This window comes from Bartonella sp. EBT8, from assembly GCF_055796165.1.
In genome coordinates, this window is sequence record NZ_JBTTDJ010000014.1 from 22,186 (window position 1) to 28,185 (window position 6,000).

The 6,000-nt window shown below is 37.7% G+C and carries 6 protein-coding genes; 4 read left to right on the top strand and 2 right to left on the bottom strand.

All coding sequences use genetic code 11. The features are described 5' to 3' along the window. Positions 1-31 precede the first annotated feature (31 nt). Positions 32-1,327 (bottom strand): plasmid replication protein RepC, encoded by a 1,296-nt coding sequence (repC, locus tag AC0QT4_RS07670; RefSeq protein ID WP_473201122.1) that lies wholly within the window; start codon positions 1,325-1,327, stop codon positions 32-34. Between the two features lie 1,019 nt (positions 1,328-2,346). Beyond that, positions 2,347-2,949 carry a nuclease gene (locus tag AC0QT4_RS07675; RefSeq protein WP_473201123.1) on the bottom strand — a complete coding sequence of 201 codons (603 nt, stop codon included), beginning with the start codon at positions 2,947-2,949 and terminating at the stop codon, positions 2,347-2,349. Between the two features lie 252 nt (positions 2,950-3,201). Here AC0QT4_RS07675 and AC0QT4_RS07680 point away from each other — a divergent pair, with 252 nt between their 5' ends. The 4 genes from AC0QT4_RS07680 to AC0QT4_RS07695 form a co-directional block, all read left to right on the top strand. Next, the gene (locus tag AC0QT4_RS07680) at positions 3,202-3,477 is read left to right on the top strand and encodes a TrbC/VirB2 family type IV secretion system protein (protein WP_473201124.1); all 276 of its coding nucleotides are present in this window, start codon (positions 3,202-3,204) and stop codon (positions 3,475-3,477) included. Between the two features lie 20 nt (positions 3,478-3,497). Continuing rightward, the gene (locus tag AC0QT4_RS07685) at positions 3,498-3,839 is read left to right on the top strand and encodes a TrbC/VirB2 family type IV secretion system protein (RefSeq protein WP_473201125.1); all 342 of its coding nucleotides are present in this window, start codon (positions 3,498-3,500) and stop codon (positions 3,837-3,839) included. A gap of 22 nt (positions 3,840-3,861) precedes the next feature. Continuing rightward, the gene (locus AC0QT4_RS07690) at positions 3,862-4,188 is read left to right on the top strand and encodes a VirB3 family type IV secretion system protein (RefSeq protein ID WP_473201126.1); all 327 of its coding nucleotides are present in this window, start codon (positions 3,862-3,864) and stop codon (positions 4,186-4,188) included. Continuing rightward, on the top strand, positions 4,185-6,000 hold a 1,816-nt coding region (locus tag AC0QT4_RS07695), incomplete at its 3' end, for a VirB4 family type IV secretion/conjugal transfer ATPase (RefSeq protein ID WP_473201127.1). The genes AC0QT4_RS07690 and AC0QT4_RS07695, both read left to right, overlap by 4 nt.

Sequence of the window (6,000 nt, forward strand, 5' to 3'; positions counted from 1 at the left end):
ATGTTATTTTTTAAAGAATCTGTCATTTTATCTAGGCAAATTTGTTAGTATTTTTAGGCATTTCCAACTTTTTGAGAATTTTATTTAATTCTGATTTAAACAAGGGTATTTTTTCATCATTTGAGTTGATTTTGTTATTTTCCGCTATGGGCAAATCATTAAATGTTTCTTTAAATTCTTCATCCAACAAAGCATAGAAAGAACGCTCTAAGTAGAGTTCACCTTTGTTTTGTTTGGCAATCATCCCGCGTAAGTATCCACCCGGTGATTTAATGATTTCCTTGCAATGTTTTTCGACGATAATAGCAATCGCGAGAGCCGTTTTTTTAATCCCCATAGTTTGTTTGGCTTCTTGAAGGGCATGAGGAGAAATTCCCTTCATTTTTGCTAAGAACTCCATAGAACCGATTAAATCCCTTTCCGATTGCAATCCGTGTTTGAGGAACATTGCAGTATTAGGTAAAGCTTTTGCTAAGAGTTTAGGCTTGATTTGAGGCAATTCAGATCCTTTTGATGGTAAGTCACTTTCAGTTTTGCCTTTCTCTTTATTTTCATAAGCCTTTTTGCTACAATTACTTTTATAGTTAGGGGTTGTATGTTCTATGTGTATGTCGCACGCGGCATGCCTGTATGTTGTTTTTGATACTTTTTCTCTAAAAAATCGTTGTAAAATCCATTCAAAAAGACGGCTTGCTTTTTGCAATTTTTCAAAAGAAGCTTTGGTTGGACGACCAATAATATCAATGATTTTTTGCGTTCTAGCCAAAAGCAGTGCTGTAAAAGAGGTAGAAGTTTCTATTGCCTTATAAGAGTCTTTAATTTGACGCACCAAGCCGCGAAAATAATGCAAAGCGTCTCGCTGTTTTTTTTGCTCTTCCAATACTTCATCAATTTTTTGCTTAAGTTCGTCGTATCGAGCAACAAGAACACGCAAATCAATACCACAAGCTATTTTGTTACCATGACTATACACTGAATAGCGCTTAAAGTTACTAGAATCGCGCATAACAATCAAACCACAATCATAAAGACGTGAAAGCAATCGACTAACACGCCCTTCACTACGGTGAATTTCATTACCAAGGCAGTTGTTACTTTTGAAGACAAGTGGAACTCCACCTTTTTCAAATGAATCTTTAGAAGCTGTATTCAACAAAGCGAGAAGAAGTTTCCACTCAGACTCTTTAATAAAACCAGCCGCTTCCAATTTTGTAACCAATCCAATTAATTGACCACGGCTTACAAAACCCATCTGAGCGCTATCTGCTAACTTTCTATATTCTATATGATGTGCGTCTATCCGTCTTCCCGATATTTTATTAACCATAGTTTTTTAAAACCTCTTTTTAGAGGCAAAAAAATGTTAAAAATACCCCTTTTCTACAAAATTTCTCTTGCAGAATGCATTACGATAAATTAAAGTAGGGATTATTGGTTTAAGCCCTTAATTAATTCAATTAATTTAATTAATTTAATTAATTTATCGTGGTGATATTTTAGAAACCCTTCTGTTCAAGCAGAAGGGTTCTTATTTTTTGCCATTATCATTGTCCTCACATTGTTCTCTATTTGAACGACTCATAACTTAAAAAAGTACGTCAAATCAAAAAACTATATTAAAACAAAAAGATTTTCAATATGGTAAAGATTTCAGATAACTGCTTTTTAAATCAATACAACTCATTACAACCTATCATAACAGCAAAGCAAAATGATCTATAAGTGAGGAAACACGCGCTCATATAGCACTGTAGTAACAACCTATACGTGTAAATCAGTGCATGATAAACCAACAATTTTTATAAGAAAAAATACAGAGATGTCCTATAAATCTTGATGTAAATAAACATCAAGTTTACGAATCATTTCTTTTCATTTTTAACCACTCGTATTCGCCTTAGCAGTAAAAGGCTCTCCCCTTTAATCATGATTTCGGAGCCGCGTGAGAGGGACAAAACAAGCCGTTATGGTTCTTTGTCAAGGACGCCGTTAGGCGCCCCGTAGGGGTTTCCTTGACCCTAAGAACCAAGGATTGTTAGTCCCCTCATAAAACGCGGGTCTGATCTCATGATTTTGGTGAGCGTTCCTGAGAGTTTGAGAGGCGGAAAGCCTCTCATTACAAAGCGTAACGAAGTGACGTATAGAGAAGGGAACGCGCTCCCATATAGCGCTGTAGTGACCAATCTATACGAACAAGTAAGCGTAATAAAAAAACAACAATTTTCCATAACAAGAGTTGTCCATCATGACACGAAGGGGATTGTGGTCAACTTTTACCTGATAAGGCTTGTTGTGGAATATTGTCTAACCGCTTTCAAAAGCACATTAAAGCGATCATTTACTCCATTAGTTAGGATCAAGAGGGTTATAAGTGCCATTATCTTTTCTCCACTCTTCTGGTGGAGCAAATTGACTAGACCACAATCCTACTTGCGCTTTTTGCGCTGTAAATTGTAAGTTTTTATAATCCGCTGGAGAAGGAAAATGATGCTGATCTTTTGTCAAAACCATCATTCCTTCTGAAAGTCCCAAGCGAGCAAGGTCAACGCCATCCACAAAACACTGCGCATAATAAACCTGTTTTATAACACGCGCTTGCCGACAAGTGATCTCTTTATCAATTGTTTTTGACACAAGCCATGCCGTAACAAAAGCACCACATGGCCACTTAATTCCATTACGTGAAGCAAATTGCCGTGTTTCACAGGATTCAACACCATACAAATGGATATTTCGAACAATCTTTTTTCTCCAGCCCTCATCTATAAGCGTAATCATTTTAAAAGTAACACCACTTGTTACCTGTATAGCACCTGAATAGACAGGAACATTCTCTTCATAAAATTGTGTTAAAAACCACTTTGAATGAGATTTTGTTTTTGGTTTATTAAAATCAGTCGTATTTTCTAATTTTTCCTCTAAATACTGTTTTTCTACTTTACTTGTCACGCTTTGTACAAAGAAATTTAGATTAAATTTTCCAGAATTTTTATTAAAATGAAAAATTCCTATAAGGATAATAAAAATAAAAAACAAATATTTAAACGATGCACGAAAAAATTTTTTAAAAAGTGTCATTTTGAATATTATTAAATTCAGTGAAAAAATTAAAATATTGTAATTTAACAGTAGAACTCTTTGTTTTTTTCAATTATATGTTTTTATCTGAAACTTAAATAGCGGCAAAGGGGGGAAATTTTCATGTTAAAAATTTACCAAAAATCCACTTATGGACACTCTTTACAAAACTTAACTTTATCAAAGAAATGGCTAAGCATATTACTTATGCTACTTATTGCATCTACAGCCCTCAGTGAACCAGCATTTGCGCAAAGTTTCGGAAAAGTCGAAGGTGCTCTTCAAAAATTAATTACTGCTTTAACAGGTCCCATTGCAAAAGCGATTGCCGCAATTGTGGTTGTAGGTGTTGGTATTGCGCGGATTGCTGGCAGATATTTTTATTTCAAACGCAAATAGCGGGAAAGGGGGAAGTTTTCATGTTGAAAATTTACCAAAAATCCACTTATGGACACTCTTTACAAAACTTAACTTTATCAAAGAAATGGCTAAGCATATTACTTATGCTATTTATTGCATCTATAGCCCTCAGTGAGCCAGCTTTTGCAGCAGGCGACTTCGGAAAAATTGAAGGCGCTCTTCAAAAATTAATTACTGCTTTAACAGGTCCCATTGCAAAAGCGATTGCCACCATTGCGGTTGCCGGTATTGGTATTGCATGGATTGCTGGTTATATTGAAATGCGTAAAGCTTTTTTTGTTTGTGTTGGCATCGGTATTGTTTTTGGTGCACCGCAAATTGTAGCAATGCTTTCCGGTTGATTTAGCCACACATTTCAAAATCATGAAAGAGCGCGATAAATTAACAGAAGACACGTTATTTCTTGCCTGTACACGCCCCGCAATGATTGCGGGCGTGACGGTTGAGGCTATGGGGTTGAACGCTATGGGAACACTGATGTTGTTTATTATAACAGGCAACATTTTTCTCATAACACTTGGCATTGCCATACATTTCATCTTCAGAGAAATTCTTAAGCACGACCATAATAAATTTCGTATTCTTTTAACATGGCAAAAAACCACTGTTTTTTCTAAAAATGCTCAACTATGGGGCGGAGCCAGTCTTTCTCCATTGCGATTAGTTCGTAATTATGAGGAATTGAAATGAACACCCTAGAGCGCAAGCGTGAAAAACAGCCGGAAGCCATTATTCCTTATGTACGGCATGTCAACAAACATGTTATCGCCTTGGAATCTCGAGCCCTTATGACGGTTATTCAACTTGAAGGTATTAATTTTGAAACGGCTGATATTGCTGATTTAAATGTACTTCACGAACAATTAAATAACTTGTTTAAGAACATAGCTGATGAACGGATTGCAATTTATAGCCATATCATCAGGAAGCGTGAAACAATTTATCCGGATGGCACTTTCAGATCAGAATTTGCCAAACAATTAGATGCTAAATACTGTGAACGGATGGTTTCTCAAGAGCTGTATCGCAATGATCTTTACCTTTCTATTTTGTGGAATCCGCACGTTGATAAAGCAGACAAATTGGTTGATTTTTTCAAGCGTTTAGGAAAAGCGAAAGAAACAAAAACGGAAGTGGATCAAGAGTCTGTTCGCAAACTTGAAGACATCACCACGGATATTATTCAAAATTTAGAGCGCTATGGAGCGAGAAGGCTTAGTCTTTATGAATATGAAGGCAATATTTTTTCACAGCAGAGTGAATTTATTCACCAACTGGTAGGTGGGCGTCGTGAACGTGTTCCTCTAACGTGGGGGACAATAGCCTCCACTGTTTATTCAGACCGTCTTATTTTTGGGAAAGAGATTATAGAAATACGCCATGAGGCGGGTCGTCGTTTTGCTGGCATGTTTGGTTGGAAAGAATATCCAGCAAAAACCAAAACAGGCATGACCGATGGTCTTCTCACACTCCCCTTTGAGTTTATTTTTACCCAATCTTTTGTTTTCAAAAGCAAAAACATTGCCAAGCAGATTATGGGGCGCAAACAAAACCAAATGGTAAATGCTGGCGACCGTGCGGGATCACAAATTTTAGAATTGGATGATGCGTTAGATGACCTTGAATCCAATCGCTTTGTGTTAGGAGAACATCACTTATCATTAGCAGTCTTTTCTGATACCCCGCAAGAATTGGCAGATAATCTTGCCAAAGCGCGTTCTCGTCTTACAGATGGCGGTGCGGTTGTTGCACGAGAAGAGCTTGGTCTTGCTGCTGCGTGGTGGGCACAATTGCCGGGCAATTATGCCTATCGTACGCGCTCTGGAGCGATTACAAGCCGCAACTATGCGGCACTTTCTCCTTTTCATTCTTTTCCAGTTGGGAAAATAGATGGCAATGCATGGGGACCAGCAGTTGCATTAATGAAAACCAATGCTGGTTCCCCCTTTTATTTTAATTTTCATTTTGGCGATTTAGGCAACACGTTTGTTTGTGGTCCGTCTGGTTCTGGTAAGACTGTTATTGTCAATTTTCTGTTAGCGCAACTACAAAAACATGACCCCAATATGATCTTTTTTGACAAAGACCGTGGAGCAGAACTTTTTGTGAGAGCGGGCGGTGGCACTTATATGCCGTTGAAGAATGGTCAACCAACAGGCATAGCACCGCTGAAAGGCTTAGATTATAATAATCCAGCAGACAGAGTCTTTCTACGACAATGGATTACCAAACTTGTTTCGGCAGAGGGACAAACGATTAGTGAATCCGAAAGACAAGATATTTCTGCGGCGGTTGACCAATTAGCCTTATTACCCAAGGAACAGCGCACGATTTCCGCCCTGCAAATGTTTTTTGATACCACCCATAGAGAAGGCATAGCGGGTCGTTTAGAGAGATGGTGTCGCGGCAATGCATTGGGATGGGTTTTTGACAATCCTGATGATGACATTGGCATTGATGCAAAATTCATTGGCTATGACATGACGGACTTTTTGGACAATA